This window comes from Pseudocolwellia antarctica (genome assembly GCF_049933045.1).
Lineage (GTDB): Bacteria > Pseudomonadota > Gammaproteobacteria > Enterobacterales > Alteromonadaceae > Pseudocolwellia.
This window is the reverse complement of the sequence record NZ_CP187926.1, coordinates 1,839,069-1,862,192: the sequence shown is the minus strand read 5'-3', so window position 1 is coordinate 1,862,192 and position 23,124 is coordinate 1,839,069. Positions and strand designations below refer to the sequence as shown.

Genomic DNA, 23,124 nt, shown 5'->3' with positions numbered 1-23,124 from the left:
CATTAATCGGTGAGGGTGAGGAATATAACCATGATTAAATTAGCAACAAGTTTAAGTGTAACATTATCTTTAATAGCCACTATAGGTTGTGCAGACGTTAGTAAAAATAAAACGGCAAGCACGGTAGTAAACGCAGCAGAAAAAACAGTAAATGAGCCAAATAAAAAGCCCAATATTGTGTTGTTTTTTGTTGATGATATGGGCTGGGCATCTCGTACAAGTAAAAATAGTCATTACGAAACACCTAATATAGAAAAGCTGGCAGGCGATGGTGTCGATTTTAATAGTATGTATATACCAACACCTACCTGTAGTCCAAGTCGGGCAACGTTAGTGACAGGGCAGCATCCAGCCAGAATAAAAATGGTAAGGCATATACCGCATAAACCGCAATATGGCTTTGATGAATATGGTCGTACTGAACAACGCTTTCATTATTGGGAAAAAGATCCCGCAAAGGTGCCTAGTGTTAATTGGCTAGATACTGAATATACGACTTATGCAGAAGCCTTAAAAGAGCAAGGTTATTATAATATGTTTGTCGGTAAATGGCATTTAGGTCATGAAGGGTATTTACCAACAGATCAAGGTTTTGATCAGCAACGCGGTACAACAAATTGGGGTCACCCTAAAAGTTATTATGCACCATTTTTTAAAAATAGTGATGTTTATAAAGACGTTAAAGAAGGCTACTTAACTGATAAATTAACTGATGATGCCGTTGAGTTTATTGAAGAGTTTGATCAAGATAAGCCTTTTATGTTGTCTATGTGGTATTACGGTATACACAGTCCTTTGCAGGGCAGAAAGGATTTATATGAACATTATAAACAAAAAGGTCTTTCTGATAAGGAAGCACATCATGCCGCTTTAGTGGGGGGTGTTGATGAATCTATTGGTCGAATTAGACAAGCACTTTCAGATAAAAATATTGATAAGAACACCATTGTTATCTTTTTATCTGATCAAGGGGGCTTGTTAGACAATGCACCTTTACAGGGTGGGAAAAAAATCGATACCTTATTTGAAGGCGGCGCTAGAGTACCTTTCATTGTAAGTTGGCCTGGCGTAACACAAGCTGGAAAAACCAATGATAGCGTTGTTCAATCAACTGACTTGTTTCCGACCTTAATCGAAATTAGCGGCGGTAATGTTGAAAAATACCAAAACCTTGATGGTATTTCTCTTGTTGAGACAATCAAGAATAACTCAAAACTAACACGTACTGAACCTATCTATGGTTATCGTGCATATGAAGATTTATATGCATCTGTGCGTGAAGGCGATTGGAAGTTACTTGCCTATCGAAGTGGTAAATTAAAGCTTTTTAATATTGAAAATGATATGTCAGAGAAAGTTGATTTAGCCACTGAAAATCCAATCATTGTCACAAAACTTAAAGCTAAGCTTGTGAATTGGGAAAAAGAAATGGAAGTTGAGCAGTATTCTGGTGTGCAATAACTAAAGTTAACTGTCGTTTGTTATCGACTTAATTAAAGGTTAAGTCGATGTAAACATTATTTTTTATTAACCGTAAAGGTTGATTGATAAAGCTATGAGTGTTTGTATGTTTAAAAAATTAAGTATGATATTGATTTTATGTTCAGCAGGAACAAATCTTGTCAGTGCAGCTAATACCGATAAGGTTGATGTTGCTAACGTTGAGAAAAAGCCAAACTTTTTATGGCTAATATCGGAAGATAATTCCAAGCACTTTTTAAAGCTTTATAATAAGCAAGGTGCAGCAATGCCTAATGTTGAAAAGTTAGCCCAGCATGGACTTATTTTCGATAACGCTTTATCTAATGCCCCGGTTTGTTCAACAGCAAGAACCACCTTAGCAACAGGCGCTTATGGGCCTAGAATAGGTACGCAATTTCATCGTCCAGCACAAAAGGTAAACTTACCCCAAGGGCTAACGGTATTTAGCACTCAGTTAAAAAATGCGGGCTATTACACAACGAATAATTCAAAGCTTGATTATAATTTTATTGAAGATAGTAAAGAGTGGGATGAGTCTTCAAAAAAAGCACAATGGCAGAATCGCAAACCTAATCAACCATTTTTCCATATGCAAACATGGAAGGATACGCATGAACATAAATTACATTTTCCGTTAACAGACCTAGAGACTGTTGTAACAAAACACGATCCAAATTCAGTTGAATTATTTCCAATTTACCCTAATACCGAATTATTTCGCTACACTCAAGCCCGCTACTTAGATGCGCATCAAATTGTTGATAAGAAAATTGGTGAGGTTATGGCTAAACTTGAGCAGGAAGGCGAGCTTGAAAATACCTTTGTTTTCTATTTTGGTGACCACGGCGGTGTAATGCCAGCAAGTAAAGGATATATATATGAACGTGGCCTTTCAGTACCGTTAGTCGTACGCATTCCAAAAAACTTTCAGCATTTGGTTGCTCAAGATATGCAAAATGTCAGTAATAAGCGTGTTTCGGGTATCGTCAATTTTATCGATTTTGGACCAACCTTACTAAAACTTGCGGGTTTAAATAAAGCAACGCAGCATGATGGTAGTGCCTTTATAGGCAAAAATATTAGTTTAGCGAGTGTTAACAAAAGAGACACCAGTTTTAGTTATGAAGACCGTATGGATGAAAAATATGACTTTGTTCGCGCTATTCGTGTAGGTAAGTTTAAATACGTTCGTCGTTATTTACCGCATTATCCTGATGCACTCTTTAGTGAATATCGCTACAAACAAGCAGCGGCAGTAGAATGGAAAGACTTATATCGCCAAGGTAAACTTAATGCTAACCAGTCAGCATTCTATGAACCTAAAAGTGCTGAACAGTTATTTAATATTGAAACTGATCCCCATGAGATGAACAACCTTGCCAATGAACCTGCTTATAAAAATACACTTGTATCTTTACGTACAAAATTGAACGTGCAATTAAAATCAATGCCAGATTTAAGTTTTTACCCTGAGTCTTTCTTAGCAAAAGAAGCCTTTAATGATACGGAAACTTTTGGTCATGATAACAAATCTCAGATCAGCGAATTGATTGATATTGCAAATATGCAGTATCAGCCGGTAAGTGAGTCAAAAAAAGAATTAACTACCTTACTTAATTCAAAGAATGAATGGAAACGCTATTGGGCATTAATGGTTTTAACATCTTATGGTGAGCAGGCCGCAATGTTTATACCCGATATTAAAGCATTATATAAATCTGAATTAAACCTGCTTAACAAAGCTAAAGCAATTGAGTTTCTTACACTATTTAATGAAATTGACACCGTTAAAGCTTTGACTGCAGTTATCAATCATAGCCAATCCGATATTGAAACTTTAGAGATATTAAATAGTGCTAATTATTTACACGACATGTTTTCTCTACAGTTTAATCCGCCAGAGAACACTACAGCAGATGCGGCAAAACAAAACCCTTGGATGAAACGATGGTTATCATCTCGTTGGAATCATTTACAAAGCGATAGTTTTCTTACGCCTTACTCAAAATAGTTGGTTTTATGTTGTCGATAAACTTAATAGGCAATTTTAGTTAAATATAAAAATACATAGTTATCATTGTATTATTTATAACTTTTATATTTGAATTGCCTTTTATAGATTTTTATGTGATATTTAGGTTTAGCGTTAAACCTTATTTTTTGATTGTACTTTGGAGTGTTAAAGGTGAGAAAAAACAAATTATATTTGTCGGGAATATGTTTTTCATTATTAGGGCTGTTAGCTTGTAGTGAACAAGTAACAACTGAGCCGACTAAAGAAGCAACAGCAAATATTCAAAAGCCGAATGTTGTGATTTTTTATGTTGATGATCTGGGCTATGGTGATTTATCAAGTTATGGGGCTACCAGTGTTTCAACACCTAATATTGATGCCTTAGCACAAGATGGTATTCGCTTTACTGATGCACATAGTTCTGCATCTACCTGCACGCCTTCACGTTTTTCATTGTTAACTGGAAGATATGCTTTTCGCAATAAAGCCGCTATTTTGCCGGGTGATGCACCATTAATTATTGATCATACAAAACCCACGCTCCCAAAAGTGTTTAAAGAGGCTGGGTATAAAACGGCCGTGGTGGGTAAATGGCATTTAGGGTTAGGTGATGGCTTCGTTGATTGGAATAAAGCAGTTAAGCCAGGTCCAATAGAGTTAGGTTTCGACTATAGCTTTCTACTACCAGCAACAGGGGACCGTGTACCTACCGTTTACTTAGAAAACCACCATGTAGTGGGATTAGATCCTAATGACCCAATTAAAGTAAGTTATGCAGAAGATATTAGTGATCGACCGTTAGGCACAGAAGCACCTGAGTTATTGAAAATGGGTGCTGATCTACAACATAGCGCGACCATTGTTAATGGAATTAGTCGAATAGGCTGGATGTCAGGTGGTAAAGCCGCTGAATGGGTTGATGAAGACTTCCCGTTTGTTTTTACTGATAAAGCGAAAACCTTTATGCAAGAAAGCAAAGATGAACCCTTTATGCTTTTCTTTCCGTTTTCAGATATTCACGTACCTAGAGCGCCGAACAAAATGTTTGTTGGCAAAACTAGTATGGGTCGCCGTGGTGATGCCATTGTACAAATGGACTGGATGACAGGGCAGATTGTTGATGAGTTAAAAAAACTTGGCTTATATGAAAACACGCTCATTATTTTTTCAAGTGATAACGGCCCAGTGCTCGATGATGGCTATGATGATGCTGCAGTAGAAATGCTAGGTGATCATGATCCTTCAGGAGCTTTTAGAGGCGGAAAATACAGTGCCTATGAAGCAGGTACACGTGTACCTATGATTGTTACTTACCCAAATGGAATAAAAGTTAATGGCGATAGTGATGCGTTAGTCAGTCAAATTGATTTCTATCGCTCATTAGCTACCTTAGTTGGTGTTGACGTTCCTTCAACCGAAGCCATTGATAGCCAGGATATTTTACCTGCACTATTAAATGTTGATGGCGAAGGCCGAAGTGTTATGTTGGAAGAGTCATTTACTTTGTCACTTCGTGAAAAAAACTGGAAATATATTGCACCATTCTCTGGTGAAACACCGGACTGGTTGTCTAATAAGACCGTAGAAAATGGTTTATCTAGCGAAGCGCAATTGTTTGACTTATCTAAGGATTTAAAAGAACAGCATAATGTTATTGCCCAGTATCCTGACATAGCAACACGCTTAGCAGCCACGCTGACCAACATTATTAATAAAGAATAATTTATTTGATAGCTATTAGTCTAATCACTAACACGATGAGGGCTAAGGCTATAACAGCAATTAGCACTAGCTCTCTCAATTAAAAATTATAGGAGTGTTTAATTTGAAATTACATAAAATTTGCAGTATCAAATTAATCACTTTTATTTTTTTATTGCTGAGCTTTTTTGTCTTTAGTTATGAAGCGAAAGCAAATGTCAGTATTGATAGTGAAGAGTATGGTGAACTGAGCAATGGTAATAAAGTTGATTTGTATACATTAAAGGCCGGTAGTATCACCGTTAAAGTGATTAACTATGGCGGGATCATCACCGAGATTTTGGTTCCAGATAAGCAAGGTAAATTAGCGGATGTTGTGCTTGGTTTTGATAATTTAGCTGATTATGAAACTAAAAATCGTTATTTTGGTGCCATTGTTGGTCGTTTTGCTAATCGTCTTCGCGATGGAAATATCAGTATTTCGGGTATAAAACATCAGCTTTCTCTTAATCGACCGCCTCATCAAATACATGGAGGCAATAAAGGCTTTGATAAAGTCTTGTGGAATGCAAAAACTCAACAAAATGATGATAGTGCTAGCTTAACATTAAGTTATTTAAGTCCTGATGGAGAAGAAGGCTACCCAGGGAATTTACTTGTTCATGTTCGTTATACGGTTAATCAACAAAATGAATTAGTCATAAATTATAAAGCCAATACAGATAAAAAAACGGTTATAAATTTAACACAACACAGTTATTTTAATTTAGCTGCTAAAAAGAATAACAATGTACTAAAACATGATTTAATCGTACATGCCGATTCATATTTACCACTGGCGAACGATGGATTTCCTACAGGGGAAATTAAATCTGTTGCTAATACACCGTTTGACTTTAGAAAAGCTAAAACCATTGCAAAAGATATTAATAAAAATCATACGCAATTAGAAATTGCGCAGGGTTATGACCATTATTGGTTAATAGATAAAAGCATGATTAAAATAAGGAATCATGAATATCATGCAATAAAATCTTCACTTAATTTAGTCGCCGAATTGTCAGAAAAACAATCTGGCCGGTCGTTGCAAGTGTGGTCAACAGAAGATGGTTTACAGATATATAGCGCAAATTATTTGAATGAAAATGTTATAGGGAAATATCAACAGGCTTACTCACCACAATATGGTATTTGTTTGGAAACAGGTCAGTTACCTAATTCGCCAGCCGAAGTTGAATTTCCAACCTATGTGTTAACGCCAAATAGTACTTATACATCTACCACAGTTTATAAATTTTTAAGCCAATAAACCGTAACAACTTTGGGTTGGCTTTTTTAATTGAAAGTTGAAATTAAATAAGGTTAAAAAAATGAATTTTCACCATAAAGCAGTAATTTTATTAAGTACGCTGATATGTTGTTCTAGTGTCAGTGCTTTGGCTGCCAACCAAGACCAAATAAAAATAGCCCCTGACAAAGCGCCTAATATCGTTTTCTTTATTGCTGATGATCATGGCCGCGAAGCGCTAGGGGCATACGGTAACAATACCATCAGAACACCTAATTTAGATCAGCTAGCTTCTGAAGGTTTGCTGTTTGAAAATGCCTATGCAACAACAGCAAGTTGTAGTGCTAGTCGTTCTGTTATTTTAACGGGCTTGCACAACCATGCTAACGGCCAGTATGGACATGACCATGGTATTCATCATTTTAGAACCTTTGATAAAATTAAAAGTTTGCCTGTTCGACTTGCTAAAGCAGGATATCGCACAGCTCGCGTGGGTAAATATCATGTAGGACCTGAAAAAGTTTATCATTTTGATGAAGTCTTAGAAGATTTCAAAGTATATAAGCCTGATGGTTCAAGAAATACGGTTGGCATGGCCTTAGCTTCACAAAGTTTTATTGCCAAAAAAGACAGTAAACCTTTTTTCTTATACTTAGCGACTAATGACCCGCATAGAAGCGGAAAAACCAATACGTTGGGCGATAATGTATTTGGTAATAAAAAAGATCTTGGTGATGGAATGGCTAGGCTAAATTATGAGCCAAGCAAAGTTACCGTGCCGGATTACTTAAATGATACTCCAGCGACAAGACGCGAACTTGCAGAGCAATACGAGTCAATTTCACGTGTAGATCATACGATGGGTGTGCTTGTGCAGTCGCTAAAAGATGCAGGCGTTTATGACAACACCATAATTTTCTATTTTTCAGACAATGGCTCAGCCATGCCTGGCGCTAAAACAACCATTTATGAGCCAGGTGTTAAATTGCCATTAATTGTTAAATTACCTAAAGCTTATGCGCAACGTGCAGGCGAAAAAGTTACTGAGTTTATTTCTTGGACTGACTTAACCCCAACAGCCCTAGACTTTGCCAATGCTGATTATGATAAAGCTGATTTTAATGGCCGCACATTTAAGCCGGTATTAACAAACACGAATACGAACCTTGATGACTGGAACACCATTTATGGCTCACACAGTTTTCATGAAATTACCATGTATTACCCAATGCGAATGATCAGAAGCGGTAAATACAAATTGGTTTGGAATATCGCTAGTGGTTTAGATTACCCTTTTGCTAATGACTTATTCAAATCAAGTACATGGCAAAGTACGTTAAAGGCAAATATAAATGTTTTAGGTAGTAAAACTATCGACAATTTTATTCATCGTCCTGCTTTTGAATTATTTGATTTATCAGCTGACCCCAGTGAAAGTAAAAATTTAGCAGATGATCCTGACTACTTAGCGGTTAAAGAAAGTTTAATGGCCAAATTAATGCAATTTCAAAAAGAAACGAAAGACCCTTGGGTAGTAAAGTGGTTACACGAATAAGCCTGTAGTCGTATTAAATGTACTAAATAATCTTTAATGATAAGAGCTAACAAGAGCTAACAAGAGCTACCAAGAGATAAGAGAAATACCTGATGAAAAAACTGTTGTTTTCAGTATTGAGTTTAACTTTTTTAATAAATGGCGCAAATGCCAAAGACTACAATGTAGCTGATTATGGCATTGTGCCCGGAGAAGACGCGAGTTATAAGCTCAATTTATTGATTAATAAAATTGGTGATGAAACCAATGCAACTATCATTTTTCCTAAAGGCCAGTATAACTTTTATCCAGAAAATGCCACTGAAAAATACCGTTATGTTGCTAACCATGACAACGGTTTAAAACGAATGGCTTTTCCACTGTATAACGCTAAAAATGTTACCGTGGACGGAGGTGGATCTACATTCATGTTTCACGGCCGTATTGTGCCTTTCACATTAGAAAGTGTTGAAGGCGCAACATTAAAGAACTTTAGTATTGATTTTATTCGTTCATATCATGCTGAACTATCGATTGTTGAACGCAATGAGAAAGATAAAAGTTTTATTGTTGAAATCGACCCGCAGTTATATCCCTATAAAATTGAGGCTGGTCAAATTTTATTTGAACGATTTGGTCAATGGGATCCAATCGGCTCAAATATTGTCTTTGACCCTAAAACACGCTCGCCTATTTTTAACACTAACCGTTACTCAATAAGCGGCTTAACAACCCTAGTGACTAAATTAAATGAACAACGTTTAAAGTTTGAAAATATTGGCAAAGGATCACCACCTCCTATTGGCAGCGTTTTAGTCGTATATGGGGTGCATCCTACGAGTCGTCTAGTTCCTGGTATTCATATTACTAACTCAAGTGATATTCATATTGAAAATGTTACGGTACTTGACGCTGGGGGTATGGCACTTATTGTTGAGCGCACAAATAACATTGATTTAAATAACTTTAACGTTACGTCAGCAGAAGGGCGCTATGTCGCCACGCGTGCTGATGCAACACACTTTGTTGGTTGTAAAGGACTTATTAAAGTAGAAAACAGTATATTAGAGCACATGCTAGACGACGGCATTAACGTACATGGTGCTTATGTGAACGTCGATAGTTACTTAGGCAATAAAGAATTTATTGCCTCTATTAGTCACTTTCAACAAATGGGGCTAGTTTTTGGTGAAGCGGGCGATGAAATTGCTATTTTATCACGTGAAACAGTCTTACCATTTTTTAAAACCTCAATTAAAAGCGTTCGCGAGATAAATGAAAAACGCTTTGTTGTTACCTTAAATGATGTCCCTAAAAACATGCCTAGCGGTCCATTATCATTTGAAAACCTCACGTGGAATCCTGATGTTGTTATTCGTAATAATAAATTTAGAGAAAACCGCGCTCGCGGTGCGTTAATCACCACGAAAGGAAAAGTGCTAATTGAAAATAATTATTTTAATTCACAAATGCACGGAATTTTAATCGAAGGCGATAACAAAAAATGGTATGAATCAGGCGCGGTTCAAGACGTTACTATTAGAAATAATACTTTTGATAATATTGGGTTTTCTGGCAAAGACGCCTATCCGTTATTTGCAGCACCTATGCTAACGCCACAACAACGAATTGGCGAAGGGCAATATCATAAAAACATAACGTTTACCGGCAATACCATACACAGCTTTAATGGTTTAATGGTGCATGCACTTTCAGTTGATGGTTTAACGGTAGCCGATAACACCATTGTTTTTAGTGATACTTATCCTTCAATTGATAAATACCCAAGTATCGATTTACATTACTCAAAAAATAGTAAATTAACGGATAATACCGCTAAAGGATTTAAACGTCCGCTCATCGTATTAGTATCAAGTGACAGTGAAAATGTTATTGAAAAAAATAATACCGGCTTCAGTGATATCAATGTCAGTCACTGAGTAAAGCAGAAAAATAAATAAATCAGAACAAATAAATATTTGAGTATAAGACTCAATGTAGGATGTTAAAAATGAAAACTATAATCAATAAAATGTCATTCCTTGTATTAAGTACATTGGTAACAAGTGCCTGCACTGTTGCTAGTCCAAGTAGATTAACACCTGATGTAACTTCAGCGTTGTACAGTATTGAAACCCCATACACCATCAGTAAAGTGAGATCAGCCAACCAAAAGTCAGGTTCATACATCGTAGGCTCTAGTTACGAAGGGACTTTATTAGCGGTAGATTATGACGGTAAAGTTTTATGGAAAAATAAATTATCTGGTTACATGAATCATGACGTTTGGACACAAGATATTAACGGTGACGGTAATGACGAAATATTAACCGCCAATGCTGATGGTCATGTGTATTGTTTATCAGACAAAGGTCAATTGAAATGGTCATTTAAAGTTAACGATGCACCTATGTACTCAGTTACCACCATAAAAAAAGATAATACCTCTTATGTGGTTGCCGGTGGTTTTGATAATAATTTTTATTATTTAGACACTCAGGGTAAATTAATAAAGACCATTGCTTCGTCAACTTATTCTATTGAACAAGCGCGTCCAAACAAAGCGACCAAAGATAACCCCAAAGCACGTTCTCAACCAGCTAAACGTCATTCAATCAACTTTTTAAGATCCCTTAAACAGGCCGATGGTAGTGAGATTTTAGCGGTGCAAGGTGTTGTTAACTCAATGCAAGGCACTGGCGCAATCTATTTATTTAACCCACTTGACGATAAGCCATTTGTTTCTAATTCATTAAAAGCAACGCGTTCACCTATTGGTGATTTACGTGTAGTGGATGTTAATGACGACGGAAATCAAGAGATACTTTTAGGCAGCACTAAAATGCAAAGCCAAGGCATCGCCTTATATGATCCTAAAACAAAGTCTCAAACAGTTATTTCATTAAAGAAACTATCACCTATATTTGCTAAATTTGGCTATCGTGTCGCACAAACTGAACTTGTTGAGTATCAAGGTGAAAAAAGTATATTTATTCTTTATGGCAATAGTTTAACTATTATTCCTGCCACCATGAAAAAAACTAAAAGTAGTGTGGTAACAGGCAAGTATTCGTTTAACGATATGTGGAAAGACCCCGCAACCAATAAAATTATTTTAGCGAGTAGTCAAAGTGGTGGTAGCAGCATTCATGTTTTAGATCTAGCGAAGCAAGGCTGGGACAAACAATTTGAAAACTTAAACCCTCCTGGAAAAATTACCGCTATTTTAAATAATATTGACAAGGTAAACCAGCAGTTAACGCATTACCAAGAAACAAAATACAACCATAAACCATTACCTGTATATTTAATGTCAGATGTAAATAAGACATCAAAACAAGTGGTTAAAAAAATTACCAAAGAATACGATAGTCCGATATTCCTTGATTCAGGTAATCTGGGTACTGAAGAGTGGGACCGTTCGATTATACCGACTAAGGTTTATCAAAAAAAACGTGACCGAAGAAAAAAATATGATTTATCACAAAATGAAATATTAGAAAAAGCCAAAAAACTCTACCGTGGTGATGTTGGCGCCGCCTATTGGGGTGGCCATGGTAACGATCCATACTACCGGAGTTTAGACACCCATATTAAAACCTTAAAAGTGGCTGATGGGAAAAAATCAGTTTTAATTTTTCCTGAAGTGGCTCACTACGATAAAGACTTTGAAATAATGCTAGAGGACTTTATGTTCCCTTTGGCAGAAGCGGCTCAGAAACTTAACGGCAACTTGTTTTTAAGAAACAAACATACGTTCTGGCAATCAATGATTTATAAAAAAGGCTGGTCAAGATTACTTTCAGGTGAATTTGCCGATGTTTTTGTACCAGCAATGGAAGAAACTACCGATAAATCAATGGAATTAAGCGTTGCCGCTAGAACCGGTTTATGGGCGAGTGGGTCGGTTAATAATTGGGGCGCGCGTTTAGCTCGTGATAACACCAGTTATGATCGACTAAGACAGCATTCACATCAAATGCTGCCTAACCATGCTTTACGTCAATACATATACAGCGTAGCGAACGGCGCCACCTATATTAATAACTTCCCGGTTGACCAAGCACATATGAAAACCTTCTGGGATTTAATTGGCAAAGGCGCACTGTATGTACCTAAACCTCATGAAATATTGAGTTACTCACCGGTAAATATTGGTATGTTACCGCCAGATGATCATTACCTGGATGAAGGCAGTAATGTTAAAACAACGTCATTATTCGATCAAAAGGTTGAAGATGAAAACCCAATGGTATTCAGCCGACTTAATGGCTCATGGCCAGGGGCTCCTGTTACCGAATGGGATTTCTCACGCTATGCTGCAGGTGTTAAAGAAAGACGTTTAGGTTTCTTACCTGAATATCCGAATGGCTTAGTGTTAATCACGCCGCCACAACAGGGCGTTTTTGCTGATGACAAAGCTGCTCGAGGTGCTTTAGTTGATCACCTGCACCCGATTTATAAAAACATTATGCAAGAGTATTTAACTGACGGTAGAGAGTATATTTCTGCCGATGGTAAACAACGTTTTCCAGCAAAAGAATTTTATAAAACGGTAGAAAAAAAGTATTAAGGAAAAATCAAAGTTATTACCCATTACAGTTAAGGGCAATGTAGCTTGGGTTGTCGCGCAAACCTCATCGACAAACTTACGTTTAACTTTGGTTGATGGTGGCTACATTAATCCACAATCAGCATTAGCTGAGGTAACTTTTAATACAATATCACCTAAAGCCATTAAAGATATTTTGGCTGGCGATGAATTTACAGCAACAAATGGCAAGTTGAATGTTCAGCTACCCACAGGTGGATTTAGGTTTCTCGATATCACTTTAGATAAACCATTAACAGATTAACCTAATGATTAATAACTTAATTATACGCTTATCTTGTAGTTTGTTATGAGAGCGCTTGGGTCTTGCAGTGCAATTCCCAAGAAAAAGTTATAAGTAACAATAACGGTGCATTATCAGCAATCAGAAAGTTTATTCTCTAACATAATCACTTCTAAATAAGCAGAATTGATTAACCTAAAATTACAGGTGTTTTATGGGGTTATGTGTAATAAACGCTCAGTTTACCAGGGTCAATCGTGACTTCTTATGAAAGATTTTTATGAATGAGCGATTGAGGTAGCAATAACAAAAAACCAACAATTGAATGGAATCATTGGATTTTAATACGGAATGTCTTGAATAACATGAGTAAAATATCCGCAACTATAGAAATTAGGTATATGTATTTTAAAATTTTATTTATTATCCTCATGTTATCGTCTTGCACACTAACAAATGATGTAGTGATTGAAGACATTGACTACTCAACCTCTTTTATCAACGAAGGACAGCAGAAACTTGATATCAATTGGTGGAATAGTTTTAATAACGACGAACTGTCTCAATTGGTTTCCCAAGGACTTAAAGATAACCTCTCTCTCAAAGCTCAAGATCTGCGATTAAAAAATAGTGCCATTAATGCCAATATTGCAGAAGCTGATCTTTATCCAACGTTAAACTTTAATGCCAGCGCATCTTCTAGTTTTGATGATTTAAGCGGTGCCAGTAACACGTCTGTTGGGCTGAGCTCAAGTTGGGAGCTTGATGTTTGGGGGGGCATAGCGGCGGTTGAAAATAAAGCAGTTTGGGATTATAAATCGCAAGAGGCTATATATCGTGCACGTGCAAATCTTGTTGCTGGTAATATCACTAATGCTTGGCTTGGCTTAGTTTCAGAGCAACAGAAAAAAATTGTCTTAGCGAATCAATTTCAACGGACACATGATGCGTTATCGATTATTTCTCGGCGTTTTGCCATGGGTAAAAATTCTGTTACTAATATTTGGCAGCAACAAAATTTGTTAAAAAGCATTGAAGTGCAGCAGGAGAAAAACATTGCTGAGCTTTATATTAATAAGCAAACATTAGCGCTTTGGTTAGGCATAACAACAGATAAATTAATCGAGATAGACCTCAGTATTTTACCTCATTTACCTTCACTACCTGCAATGGGCATCCCGATGGAGGTGCTAAAGTTTCGTCCTGATATTGAACAAGCATTTGCTAAAATTCAAGCGGCTAATGAACATTTAGCGGTCGCCATTATTGATCAATACCCTCGCATTACGCTCAGAGCTAATTATTCAACCTCAAACACCTCGATAAAAGAGGTACTGGATGATTGGTCAGGAAATTTAATAGCTGCACTTACTTTGCCACTTTTTGATGCGGGGATAAAAAAGTCAATTGTTAAGCAACGAAAATTAATTTTAGAAGCACTTATATTTGACTACCAACAGGTATGGCTAGAGGCCGCTGCTGCGGTTAACCAAGTCCTTGTAAACGAAGCTCAATTATCTAAAGTAGCTATAAACTTATCATCCCAGTTAGATTTGGCTAAACGGACTGAAAAACTGACCACCATTAAATATTTAAATGGTAAAACGAATTACTTAAACCTGCTTAAAGCGCAAGAGAGTATTTTGTTACTGGAAAGACAAATTATCGACGCAAATAAAAAGGTCATGGTAAATCGGGTTTTATTATACAGAGAGTTAAGTCATGGCGATTTCTCACCTGAAATACTGACCAAAGATAATCATATTAATATAGGAAAACAGTCTTAATGGGCTTTTTAGTAGTTAAAAACAAATTATTGCCGATATGTATTCTCTTACTCGGTGGTGTAGTGGGTTACTTTATTTTAAATGCGGATGCTCAAACCTCAGCTAACTTTAAAAAAAATAAAGCTAAGGGCCTACGTACTGTGCAAACCAGTGAGTTAGTTAAGGGGTCGGTTGTGCCTTTTTGGCAAGCATCGGGCTTTGTTATTCCTGCAGAATCAGTAAACGTCTATGGGCGTGTATCAGGAAATATTGAAGCCATTAACCCGTTAGCTATACCCGGTGGCCAACTTAAAAAAGGCCAGTGGTTAGCTAAACTTGAAGCGATAGATTTTGAATTAGCGCTGCAGTCGCAACAAGCTCAATTAGCCCAAGCCCAAGCGAGCTTTAAACTTGAAGAAGCGGATCAAATAATAGCAAAAGAAGAGTTGTCGTTACTCAATCATCATAAAAACTTGGGTGTGGATGAATCTTTAGTGTTGCGAGAGCCACAATTAACCGTGGCTAAAGCAAAAGTATCAGTCGCAATGAATAATGTTGCAACAGCCGAGTTAAACTTAAAAAGGACAACGGTTTTAATGCCTTTTGACGGTAGTATTATGAGCAAATCTGTAGGCCTTGCGAGTAAAGTATCGAACAATACGTTGCTATTTTCAGTGGTTAATACCGACACTTATTGGATAGAAGTTAAAATACCCCATAAATTTTTACCTTTGCTTGATCAAGGACAACCCGCTGAAATATCTCAAGCTCGCCTTTGGGGCGAAGGGAAAACACGCCAAGCACGCTTTATTTCAATTTTACCTGAGTTAGACAGCAAAGACAGGCAAGTTAAAGTGTTACTTGCCATCGACTCTCCTAAAATTTCAGGCAACAATAGCCCTCAAGTATTTATTAATGACTTTTTAAATGTAAAGCTTAAAGGTAAGCCAATTAAAAATGCTTGGGTGATTGAGCACCCTTGGCTACAACCCGACAATACTATTTGGGTGGTAGATATAAACAGTACATTACAAAAAAGAGCGGTTGAGGTGTTGTTCAAAGGACGTGAGGTTATTTATATTAAATCGACCTTTGAAATAGGTGATAAAGCGTTAACAGAAAAACCTGGGATTGCCGCTATCGGTTTACAAGTCAAAACAAGAGAAAACAGAGGAAATAGAGTAAAAAAAGTAGCACTAGAGACAAAAGTAAAGGGCCTAACTGATGAGCGTTAATCCCATAACGTGGATGATCCAGCATAAGGTAGCACCACATTTATTGATGCTGACCTTAATCTTTGGTGGCTTGGTCATGTCGTTTATGATCCGCAAAGAATACATGCCAGAAACCTCTCGTGACACGGTTTCTGTCAGGATATCTTATCCAGGTGCAGCGCCCAGTGAAATGGAAATAGGGATAGCAGCACCGGTAGAATCTGCTCTGCAAAATATTGATGGTATTAGTCGAGTCGATACCTTTATTGGTACCGGGTGGATCAGAGTTACGGCAGAATTAGAGGCGGGTTCACATCCTCAGAAAATTTATCAAGATGCACAGCAAGCGGTAAACCGTATATCTTCTTTTCCAGCCAGTATAGAAAGGCCCAGTGTTAAGTTAGATACGCGTATTGCTGATGTGATGGAGCTTATTGTTCATGCTGATTTAGATCGTTTTGCCCTGAAACGTCTTACTGAACAAATCCGTGATCGTATTTTACAATCGCCCTACATTTCACAAGTTAAGCTTAGAGGTATTCCAAGTGAAGAAATTCATGTAGAAGTCGCTCAAACAGATTTACAAGCCTATAACTTAACCTTAAATCAAATTGCGACCATACTAAAAAAGAATGTTGTAGAGCAGTCTGCGGGTAAAATAAAAGGCGATAATGGTGATATTCTTGTCTCTGTTGATCAACGTGAGTTTTGGGCAGAAGATTTAGCCAAAGTGCCGCTTATTTCAGATAAATCTGGCGATCAAGTTACACTGGGTGAAATAGCGAATGTGACTGAAGGTTTTGCCGATATTCGTGATTTAGTGACCTATAATGGGCAATTATCGGTACAGTTAAATATTTATCGCATGGGTGAGCAAACACCGTCACAAATTGCCGATGCCATTGAAAACATGTGGCCAGAAATACTGGCTATGCTGCCACCTAATGCAGGCATTGCGATAGTTGATGACGATGCAAAAAATTATCAAAAACGCTTAAGTTTATTATTAAGTAATGCCTTTATAGGTTTGCTATTAATTTTAATAATTATGAGCATCTTCCTACAATTTAAACTCGCCTTTTGGGTTGTCGCCGGCATCCCTAGTGCTTTTTTAGGCGCAATGTTATTTTTACCCAGTTTTGATGTCTCTATCAATATGGTGTCAATGTTTGGTTTTATTGTGGCATTAGGCATTGTTGTTGATGATGCGATTATTGCCGGGGAAAATATTTATTCCCATATGCAAGACGGTATGTCATTTGAGCAAGCTGCAATCAAAGGGGCAAATGAAGTTGCTAAGCCGCTCACCTACGCTATTTTAACCAACATTGTCGCTTTTTTACCGCTGTTGTTACTGCCGGGCAGTATGAAGTTATTATTTGGCGCAATTCCTATTGTTGTTGTACTTTGCTTTGCGGTTTCTTGGGTTGAGGCGTTATTTATTCTTCCGTCACATTTGGCCCATATTAAAGAAAAAACACCCAATAAATTTGAAAAATGGTTTAGTGGTATACAAAACACATGCAATAGTAAATTAAACCATTTTATTGAAAATATTTACTTTCCACTGCTTAACAAATGTTTGAATTGGCCTAGTTTAGTTTTATCTATTGCCAGTTTTATTTTCTGCATCGTGATTGCCTATGCGCTTAGCGGAAAAATGGGCTTTAGTTTATATCCTAAATTAGATGGACGTTGGGTAAAAGCTAGTTATGTGATTTCTGAAACGACCACAGAAAAAGAAGCGTTTATATTAAGAGATGCACTCGAGAAAAGTGCGCAGTCTATGATCAAAGATAGAGCACTGCAAAGCAGCGTGGTGAGCACGCGAAGCATCATTCGCGATAATAGTGTTGAAGTGGCTTTGTTGTTAGTTGAGAGTGAAGAGCGTGAATACGCGACAAGTGATATAAAAGAATTTTGGCGTGAACATGCAAAGCCTTTAGCTAAACTGGGTAAGTTAAGCTTTAGCGGCGCAAGGCGTGGCTCTAGTGCATTAGCTACAGCCTCGTTAACCATCGAACTTCGTCACAGTGATAGCGGTGTACTGGCACTGGCGGCTCAAGAGACCGTCGACTTTCTTGATACTAATGAATATGTTGTTGCCACCGTTAATTCAATGGAAGAAGGTAAACCTCAGTGGAAATTAACGCTTAATCAAAACGGCAGGGCCTTGGGTTTAGATGCCGCTGATTTATCAGCTCAAATGCGCGCATCTTTATACGGCGCAAGAGCGCAAAGACAACATCGCCTACGTAATGAAGTGACGACGTTAGTGAGATTACCTGAACACGAACGTACAGATGTAAATAAAATAGAGTCAATGCTAGTGCGCACTAAAGCAGGTGGTTACGCACCGCTTGGCAGCGTAGCAACCATAAATAAAGTCTTAGCACCGGGTTTTATTCTGCGTCGCAAGGGGCAACGTGTAGAAAAAGTAGGGGCTGAAATACTCCCTGAAGAAAATATACCCGCCGTAACCAAACAAGTGAGAAATTATTTGGTACCGGAATTAGAAGGGCGCTACCCTGGTATTAACGTTGTCTTTGGTGGTGATCAAGAAGAAATAGCCAACAGTGTTTCTAGGCTAGAGCTAGGAACAGGGTTTGCGCTAGCAGGGATATATATTTTATTAGCAATTGCCTTTAGAAGTTATTCTCAACCATTAATTATTATGGCTATTATTCCTTTTGGTGCTGTGGGCGCTATTCTAGGACATATGGCACTGGGGTTTGGCTTAAGTGTGGTGAGTTTAATGGGGATGCTAGCACTCGCTGGCGTGGTGGTTAACGACAGTTTGATCCTCGTGGAGTATGCGAATAAAAAAATGGCGCAAGGTCTCTCTGCAATGGAATCTATTAAGGAAGCCTGTAGAAGACGTATTAGACCTATTTTACTCACGACTATTACCACGTTTTTTGGTTTAGCGCCGATGGTGTTTGAAACATCACGACAAGCTCAGTTTGTTGTTCCTATGGCGGTATCGTTAGGTTTTGGTATTTTATTCACTACGATTGTGTGTTTATTAGTCTTACCGGCTTTGTGCCTTGTTATCAATCAAGATATTAAAGAAATTAAACGTGAGGGGGTGAACCTGCCACTCATTAAAGATCAAAGCGCGCAAGACACTATTAAGGGGTAATTCATCCTAGGTGGGGGCACTAAAAACCTGATGAGCGGTTAGCATAATCAGATTTTATACATACTTTGATAGTTTTGGTTAAATTGACAATGTATTATCAATCTATTATCAAAGTATTGAGGCTTGAATAAGCAGCTGATTAATCATCATTACGACGTTAATTATTTAAGTAAGTTATTTTGTTAAATTATTTTAAGGTAAGTAAAATTTTGAAGTTTTATCATTCTTTTTATCTGGTGTTACTCGGTTTGTTCTCGGCATTTTCTATACAAGCTTTTGAGGTCGAAGAGCACAGTTTTCACAAGGCTAACGCTATATCAAATCAGCAGTGCATTTCATGCCATGAGCAATCTCAACATGATTGGCAACAATCTGATCACAGTAAAGCCATGGCGCTTGCCGATAAAACGACAGTTTTAGCTGATTTTGATAATAAACAGGTTGAGCATTATGGACAAAAAGCTAATTTTTTTATTAAAGATAATCGTTACCAAGTCACTATTTCCTATGATGATAAAACAGATACTTACCCAATAAAATACACCTTTGGTCATTTTCCGCTTCAGCAATATTTAGTTGAAACTGAGCCTGGAAAATTACAGGTGTTACCCTTTGCTTGGGACGCAAGAGAAAAGTCTGACGGCGGGCAGCGGTGGTATCACAACTATAGCCATGAAGAAATTCAACCTGAAGATAGGTTACATTGGCGTCAACCATTACAAAATTGGAATGGCATGTGTGCCGATTGTCATTCTGATGGCTTAGTCAGAAACTATGAAACAAAAGACAACAGTTTTGACACACAGTTCGATAATATCAACGTTGGTTGCTTATCTTGTCATGATGATATGTCTACTCATGCAAAAAAAGCCATAAAACCAAAGACGGGTACTAATTTTACAGCGTCTAATCACCGCACTGGGCAATGGCTAAGAAGTCTTGGCGACAAAACTGCACATTGGCAAGGTGAAAAACGTGATAATGAGTTTATGGATGGTTGTTTTGCTTGTCATTCATTACGTGCACCATTAAACGATGGTATTAAACCGAACACACCGTTTTTAGATCAATTTACCCCACAACTATTAGCATCACCCAATTACTATGCCGATGGTCAGATCAAAGAAGAAGTGTATGTTTATGGCTCATTTTTACAAAGTAAAATGTTTGCAGCAGGGGTTAATTGCCTAGACTGTCATGACAAACACACCATGAAATTAAAGGTAGAAGGTAACGGTTTATGCCTGCAGTGTCATGGCAGCGAGGTTTATAATGTAAAAGAACATCATCAACATGAGGATAATACGAGTGGCGCACAGTGTGTTAATTGCCATATGCCTGAAAACACCTATATGGGCGTTGATGACAGGCGTGATCATAGTTTTAAAATTCCTCGCCCTGATATTTCACAAGCGTATAACACGCCTAATGCCTGTACAAAGTGTCATGAAGATAAATCGAATCAATGGGCAAGTGAGAGTTTAGAGAAATGGCATGGTCAACCTAAGCTATTACTGACGAGCAAAGAATATTTAATGGCATTAAATTCAGGACAAGCCATCGATATTGAGCAGCATTTAGCGATTATTGCTGATGTTCAACTTGATGTCATCAGTAGAGCCACCGCTATACAATTACTGAGTTACACTACGCAAACAATAACGGCCGAAATTCTAGTGCCTTATCTGAGCCATTCTGAAGGGTTAATCAGGTTAAGTGCTGCGAATATCGCTACATTATTACCTCCTAACGATAAGGTGAAATACCTTTCACCATTGCTACAAGATCAATACAAATCAATAAGAATTGCCGCGGCACGAGGTTTAATTACCAGTGAAATATCGGCTGTTGATCAACCGCTGTTTGATAAAGCATTTAAAGCATTAATTCATTCGAATGAAATTAGTAGTTGGCGCGGTGAAGGCCTTGCTAATCAAGGTGTCATTGCGATTGAATTGAATAGATTAAGTGATGCAGAGAAATCATTTATAAAGGCAATTAAAGTAGAACCTTACTTTTTAACCGGCTACATTAATTTGGCCGATATTTACCGTGCTCAACAAAAGCCATTTCAAGTAGCTTCAGTGTTGTCGAAGGGGATAAAAAACAATCCTAAATCAGCCGATTTACATTACTCTTACGGATTGCACTTTGTACGTCAGAAACAGTTAGATAAAGGGATCGAACATTTTAACAAAGCCATGACATTAATGCCTGATAATGCGCAATATGCTTATACTTATATACTGGCGTTAGATGGTGCAGGGCAGAGTGAAGAAGCCTTAACTAAATTAAAAACGTTAATCGTAAGTTATCAAAATAAGGCGCAATTGAAAGAGCTAGGCTTGTACTTATCGCAAAAATTACGCAATAAAGCCTACTATGACTTCTTTTTATCTATTTAAGTTCATTTAAGGCTTCTCAGTTGTCTAAGGTGTTTTGATTGTTTACGAGATAGCTATCTTATGGGAATTGATTAAATGATTGCTAGACAATCGACGGTGGTAAATTTTATTTAAATGGAGTTATACCAATTTGATTAATTATCTACTCATTTTTGTAATGGTTAACATAGAAAATCAGATCACTTTGCTCTTACTGATGTACCGACAACACACAATATCATCGTTCATACCATTAGAAGGTTTTGGGCATTTATAGCGCTTCAATGCGAAGCGTTTAGTTATCTTTAATTCAAATAGAATAGTGCATAAAGTGGTAATTCTTATAGTAAGATTATTCTGATTGCAGCAGTCAACTAATACTAATAAAAGGAAAAAATACGCTATGTTTTCTATCTTAATAAGGGGGAATAGTCATATCAACTTTATTATTTTAGGTGATTTTAGGCTACAGAAAATAAGAAATATTCGGTGGTATACCTTTTTGGCTCTGTTAATTGATAAGCCAAAAAAATTGTAATTTGTTCCGAATATTAATCATGTATATTACGGTTATATTGGCCTGTAAAGCCGCTTGTTATTCGGAATAAAAACACTAACTTATTGATTTTAAATATGTAAGAGCCGGTCTTGAAAACCGGCAAGGGTTTATAGCCCTTCTAGAGTTCAAATCTCTATCTCACCGCCACATTCTAAAAAACCGCTAATTTATTAGCGGTTTTTTTTCATCTAGAATTTATGAAATATCAAACTTAGGGGTTATAGCGCTAAATCTTCAGTAGAGTTCAAATCTCTATCTCACCGGCACATTCTAAAAACCCATTAATTTATTAACTGTTTCTTACGTCTAAATTTGCATATTTCAATAATAGCGAATACATCACAATACTTGTATAGAGATAGCTAATATAGCGTTTCTCTTATTCATTACTCGCTGAGAAATTTAATAATTGCCATTATATTTTCATTAAAACAGGAAAAAGCTCTATTTTTAGTATTAAATTGTTATAGTGGTTAAATAAAATACTGATTGAAATTCGTATTATAAAATTTATAACAACAATTGTAGTTTTAATTAAGGAGGGAGGTTAAATGAGTAATGATAAAAGCACGTTAATAATTAAAAATGAAAACCTATTTAGAACCCTAGTTTTTTCACCCGTTGCTATTTTATTGATAATATTTGGAGGTGAGTTTTTAGCATCATCTGGATTGTTTTTCTTTAAAGTTATCTACGTATTGATTGGCTTGTATTCTACACTTTGTGCGCTCGCATATGGTGCTTACTATACAAATGATCTTTATGAGGGCGGAGAAGAAAGTTTTATTAAAAACGACAATTTATTTAAAGCGATTGTTTTTACCCCATTGGCCATTCTTTTTACGTTTTTCGCCTTTGATTCAATAGCCGCTTCTAGCCATATAGCTTTTAATGTGATGTATATAATAATCGCTGCATATTTTATTCTTGGTACGCTCGCTTATGCTGCTTTTTATAGTAACGATTACTATGCTGAAAAATATCATGAAGCCTGATAACTTAGAATATTAAGCGTTATTATATTCTGTTGAAGTAAATAAAGGCATTACAGTTAGATTGTAGTGCCTTGAACTTATTAAATGATTCATACACAACCCCCTTCAAAAATTAAATTTTAAATGATTTCCTTAACATTATTTCTCACTGTTTATAACTAACTAATATTCAGTGCTTAATGAGCTTTAATTCAAGTAATAAATATAATC

Annotated in this window: 13 protein-coding genes; all 13 read left to right on the top strand. The window is 36.9% G+C overall.

Translation table 11 applies throughout. The features are described 5' to 3' along the window. Positions 1-30: 30 nt before the first annotated feature. The 13 genes from ACPUVN_RS08095 to ACPUVN_RS08035 all read left to right on the top strand — a co-directional run bounded on the left by ACPUVN_RS08095 (position 31) and on the right by ACPUVN_RS08035 (position 22,914). A complete protein-coding gene (locus tag ACPUVN_RS08095) occupies positions 31-1,461 on the top strand; it encodes a sulfatase (RefSeq protein WP_426370403.1) in 1,431 nt (476 codons plus the stop codon). A gap of 106 nt (positions 1,462-1,567) precedes the next feature. Then, positions 1,568-3,493, top strand: a complete 1,926-nt coding sequence (locus ACPUVN_RS08090) for a sulfatase family protein (RefSeq protein WP_426357102.1) — start codon at positions 1,568-1,570, stop codon at positions 3,491-3,493. Between the two features lie 174 nt (positions 3,494-3,667). Next, on the top strand, positions 3,668-5,218 hold the full coding sequence (locus ACPUVN_RS08085; protein ID WP_426357103.1) for a sulfatase family protein: 1,551 nt from the start codon (positions 3,668-3,670) through the stop codon (positions 5,216-5,218). Between the two features lie 103 nt (positions 5,219-5,321). Continuing rightward, positions 5,322-6,506 carry an aldose epimerase family protein gene (locus tag ACPUVN_RS08080; protein ID WP_426357104.1) on the top strand — a complete coding sequence of 395 codons (1,185 nt, stop codon included), beginning with the start codon at positions 5,322-5,324 and terminating at the stop codon, positions 6,504-6,506. Positions 6,507-6,567: 61 nt separating this feature from the next. After that, positions 6,568-8,040, top strand: coding sequence for a sulfatase family protein (locus tag ACPUVN_RS08075; protein ID WP_426357105.1), 1,473 nt, complete (start codon positions 6,568-6,570; stop codon positions 8,038-8,040). 92 nt (positions 8,041-8,132) lie between these two features. Next, on the top strand, positions 8,133-9,959 hold the full coding sequence (locus ACPUVN_RS08070; RefSeq protein WP_426357106.1) for a right-handed parallel beta-helix repeat-containing protein: 1,827 nt from the start codon (positions 8,133-8,135) through the stop codon (positions 9,957-9,959). Between the two features lie 71 nt (positions 9,960-10,030). Then, the gene (locus ACPUVN_RS08065) at positions 10,031-12,592 is read left to right on the top strand and encodes a hypothetical protein (protein WP_426370402.1); all 2,562 of its coding nucleotides are present in this window, start codon (positions 10,031-10,033) and stop codon (positions 12,590-12,592) included. Positions 12,593-12,680: 88 nt separating this feature from the next. Continuing rightward, positions 12,681-12,875, top strand: a complete 195-nt coding sequence (locus ACPUVN_RS08060; protein ID WP_426370401.1) for a hypothetical protein — start codon at positions 12,681-12,683, stop codon at positions 12,873-12,875. Between the two features lie 380 nt (positions 12,876-13,255). After that, positions 13,256-14,641 carry a TolC family protein gene (locus ACPUVN_RS08055; protein WP_426370400.1) on the top strand — a complete coding sequence of 462 codons (1,386 nt, stop codon included), beginning with the start codon at positions 13,256-13,258 and terminating at the stop codon, positions 14,639-14,641. Further along, entirely contained in the window at positions 14,641-15,855 is a 1,215-nt protein-coding gene (locus tag ACPUVN_RS08050) for an efflux RND transporter periplasmic adaptor subunit (RefSeq protein WP_426357109.1), read from the top strand. The genes ACPUVN_RS08055 and ACPUVN_RS08050 overlap by 1 nt, the downstream gene beginning before the upstream one ends. Further along, a complete protein-coding gene (locus ACPUVN_RS08045) occupies positions 15,845-18,976 on the top strand; it encodes an efflux RND transporter permease subunit (protein WP_426357110.1) in 3,132 nt (1,043 codons plus the stop codon). Before ACPUVN_RS08050 ends, ACPUVN_RS08045 begins: the two co-directional genes overlap by 11 nt. A gap of 209 nt (positions 18,977-19,185) precedes the next feature. Beyond that, the gene (locus tag ACPUVN_RS08040) at positions 19,186-21,381 is read left to right on the top strand and encodes a cytochrome c3 family protein (protein ID WP_426370399.1); all 2,196 of its coding nucleotides are present in this window, start codon (positions 19,186-19,188) and stop codon (positions 21,379-21,381) included. Between the two features lie 1,089 nt (positions 21,382-22,470). Next, positions 22,471-22,914 (top strand): hypothetical protein, encoded by a 444-nt coding sequence (locus ACPUVN_RS08035; RefSeq protein WP_426357112.1) that lies wholly within the window; start codon positions 22,471-22,473, stop codon positions 22,912-22,914. Positions 22,915-23,124 lie beyond the last annotated feature (210 nt).